Here is a 3,165-nt window from a genome sequence, read left to right as displayed (position 1 = left end):
GTGTCGGTGGGCCCCTTCCGTCGTTCTGCGACGCCTCGGACGCCGTCGCTCGGACGCTGTCGCTCGGATGCCGTCGCTCAGATGCCGTCGGTCAGCTCGCGGGCCCGCTTGACGTCGTCGGCCATCCGGTCCAGCAGCGCGTCGATGGAGTCGAACTTCTCCATCCCGCGCAGGTAGGCCAGGAAGTCCACGGCCACGTGCAGCCCGTACAGGTCCAGGCCGACCCGGTCGATGGCGTAGGCCTCGACGGTGCGGGTGGTGCCGTCGAAGGTCGGGTTGGTGCCGACCGAGATCGCCGCCGGCATCCGCTCGCCGTCGGCGGTCAGCCAGCCCGCGTACACGCCGTCCGCCGGGATCGCGCTGTGCGGCACGGTGTCGACGTTGGCGGTCGGGTAGCCCAGGTCGCGGCCGCGCTGCGCGCCGCGCACCACCACGCCCTCCACCCGGTGCGGACGGCCCAGCACCTCGTTGGCGCCGGCCATGTCCCCGGTCTCCACCAGCCGGCGGGTCAGGCTGGAGGAGAACGGCTCGCCGTCCCCGGCCGTGCCGCACACCTGGAGGTCGACCACCTCGACCTCGAAGTCGTCCGCCCGGCCCAGTTCGCCGAGCAGCTCGACGTTCCCGGCCGCCCGGTGCCCGAAGCGGAAGTTGGGGCCCTCGATGACGACCCGCGCGTGCAGCGCGTCCACCAGTACCTGCCGGACGAAGGTCTCCGGGGACTCCTGGGAGAACTCGGTGGTGAACGGCAGCACCAGCACCGCGTCCACGCCCAGCTCCGCGATCAGCTCGGCACGGCGCGGGTGCGGCGCGAGCAGCGGCGGGTGGCTGCCCGGGCGGATGACCTCGCGCGGGTGCGGGTCGAAGGTCACCACGACCGCCGGGACGCCCAGTTCGCGGGCCCGCTCGACCGCCCGCCCGATGATCAGCTGATGTCCTCGGTGCACCCCGTCGAACGAGCCGATGGTGACGACGCTGCGTCCCCAGTCCCCGGGGATCTCCTCCAGGCCACGCCAGCGCTGCACCTGACCGCTCCTTGTTCCGTACGGCGCGTACCCTCTGTACGCTCAAACGCTCAAAACCCGAACCCCTATAGCGTGCCATGCGCCTGCCCCGGCTCAGGCACCGGAATACGGGTTGAGCCCGCCGAGGGCCCCGCGGCCCGCCCGGAGACGGCCCGCTCGGCCTCCGCGGCGGCGTACTGCGGGTCCCGTCCGGCCGCCGCCAGGGCCCGCATCCGGGCCAGCCGGGGGCCGTCCGGGTCGGTCGGCGCGGCCCCGGACGGCCACCGGGCGAGCAGCCGGGCGAAGGCCGCCGACCGCCCGGCGCAGCGCACCAGCAGCTCGTCCGCGCCCGGCAGCCCGGTGCCGGCCCGGGCCAGCACCGCCCGGGCCCGGGCCGGGTTCTCGGCCGCGCAGTGCTCGGCGAGCCGCTCCACGGCGACGGTCAGCACCGCCGGGTCGGTCTCGGCGGCGAGCAGGGTGTCCAGCAGCTCGCAGCGCAGCGCGTCCGCCGCCGGGTCGGCCACCGGGACGGACAGCACCTCGGCGAACGGCCGCCGGACGGCCGCGCTGCGGGCCGCCAGCGCAGCGCCGATCAGCACCCGCAGCTCCAGCCGGTCGGCCGGGCCGGCGGCTGCGCGCGCCAGCCGGCGGCCGAGGTAGTCGACGGCGACCGGGCCGGCCAGCCCCGGGTTCCCGCGCAGCAGCCCGGCGGCCAGCTCGGCGCCCCGCCGCACGGCCGCCGGGGCGGTGGCGTCGGCGAGCACCCGCAGCGTCTCGGCGGGCGCCGCGCCGGGGGCGGCCGAGCACTCGGCGAAGGCCGCCAGGACGGGTTCCGGGTCGCTCTCCAGGGCCGGGGCGAGCGCCCGCGGGGTGAGGAAGGCGTCGCCGCCGGCCCGCAGCAGGGCGAGCGCGGCCGGCAGGTGCTCGGCCCGGGTCGCCGGATCGCCGACCAGCAGCGCCAGCGCGGCCCCGTGCAGACCGGGCTCGTCCTCGCGGGCGAGCAGGGTCAGCGCGGTGTACCGCAGCAGCTCGACTCCGGCCCCGGCGGCGTACGGGGCGGTCCGCAGCGCGTGCACGGCCGCCGCGACGTGCCGTTCGGGCCGCCGGTCGTGGCTCCAGCGGTCCACCGCGCGGCAGAGCGCGGACGGCTCCTCGGCGGCGAGCACGGTGAGCAGCGCGTCCGCCCGCGGGTGCGCGGCGGCGGCCAGCGCGTCGGCCAACTCGTCCAGGGCGAGCCGCCGGTGGGCGTACAGCAGGTCGTGGGCGAGGTCGGCGACGGTGCGCCCCGGGCGGCCCGGCAGGCCGCGCGGGTCCTCGAACCAGGCACAGAGCAGCGGGAACACCCCGACCGGGTCGGCGCGCAGCCGCTGGGCCACCACGGCGAGGAAGCGCTGCCCGGGGCCGTCGGCGGCCACCAGGCCGCGCAGCAGGGCGAGTTCGGCCTCGACGGGCAGGCCGAGGCCGGTCCAGAAGGCCGGCCCGAAGCGGCCGAGCCCGGCCGCCGGGAGCGCCACCGCGCCCGTCCCGCCCGCCCGTTCGGCGATCCGGGCCGCCATCTGGTCGAGCAGTGCCCGGTGTTCGGCCGGGTCCGGGCCTGCGGCCAGGCCCTCGGCGAGCAACCGGGCCGCCCACCAGGCGGGTTCGCTGCCCGGCGGGCGCAGGTCCAGGGCGCGCCAGATCCGGTGCAGCCACGGGTCCAGGGCGCCGGCGCCCCAGGTCTCGGCCACCCGGCGCAGTGCGGCGGCGACCGGGCCGATCCGGTGCCGGGGGACGGCGTCCGCCCCGGCGGCCGTCTCCGCCGTCTCCGCCGCCGGGTGGCCGCCGGGCTCCGCCGGCTCGTCGGCGGGCCACGGCGGGGTGTCCTCGGCCTCGCCGAGCAGCAGCCGCAGCGCCGCGTCCAGGTCCAGGTGCCGGCCCTGCAGCCAGTCCGCGAACTCCCCGTGCGCGAAGCGGAACCCGGGCCCGGCCGGGACGAACAGGCCCTCGGCGAGCACCGCCGTGGCCCAGCCGCCCTCGACCGGGAACAGCTCCTCGAAGGCGGCCCGGTCCAGCCCGCCGCCCGACCGGCCGCCGAGCATCCGCCGGGCCGCCTCGTGCACCCGCCCGGCCACCGCCGCCGCGAGCCGGCGCACCCGCCGGTGCCGCGGCCCGGCCGGCCGCACCG

The 3,165-nt window shown here is 78.5% G+C and carries 1 protein-coding gene and 1 pseudogene; both read right to left on the bottom strand.

Annotation, left to right across the window (positions count from 1 at the left end; translation table 11 throughout):
- Positions 1-77 precede the first annotated feature (77 nt).
- The gene (locus ACFU7Z_RS38140; RefSeq protein ID WP_074006407.1) at positions 78-1,022 is read right to left on the bottom strand and encodes a bifunctional riboflavin kinase/FAD synthetase; all 945 of its coding nucleotides are present in this window, start codon (positions 1,020-1,022) and stop codon (positions 78-80) included.
- A gap of 65 nt (positions 1,023-1,087) precedes the next feature.
- A pseudogene (locus tag ACFU7Z_RS38135) lies at positions 1,088-3,165 on the bottom strand (serine protease); the annotation flags it as partial.

Origin of the sequence: Kitasatospora sp. NPDC057518 (genome assembly GCF_042802075.1) — a bacterium.
Lineage (GTDB): Bacteria > Actinomycetota > Actinomycetes > Streptomycetales > Streptomycetaceae > Kitasatospora.
Note: the sequence above shows the minus strand (reverse complement) of the source record. Positions and strands in the feature narration are given on the sequence as shown.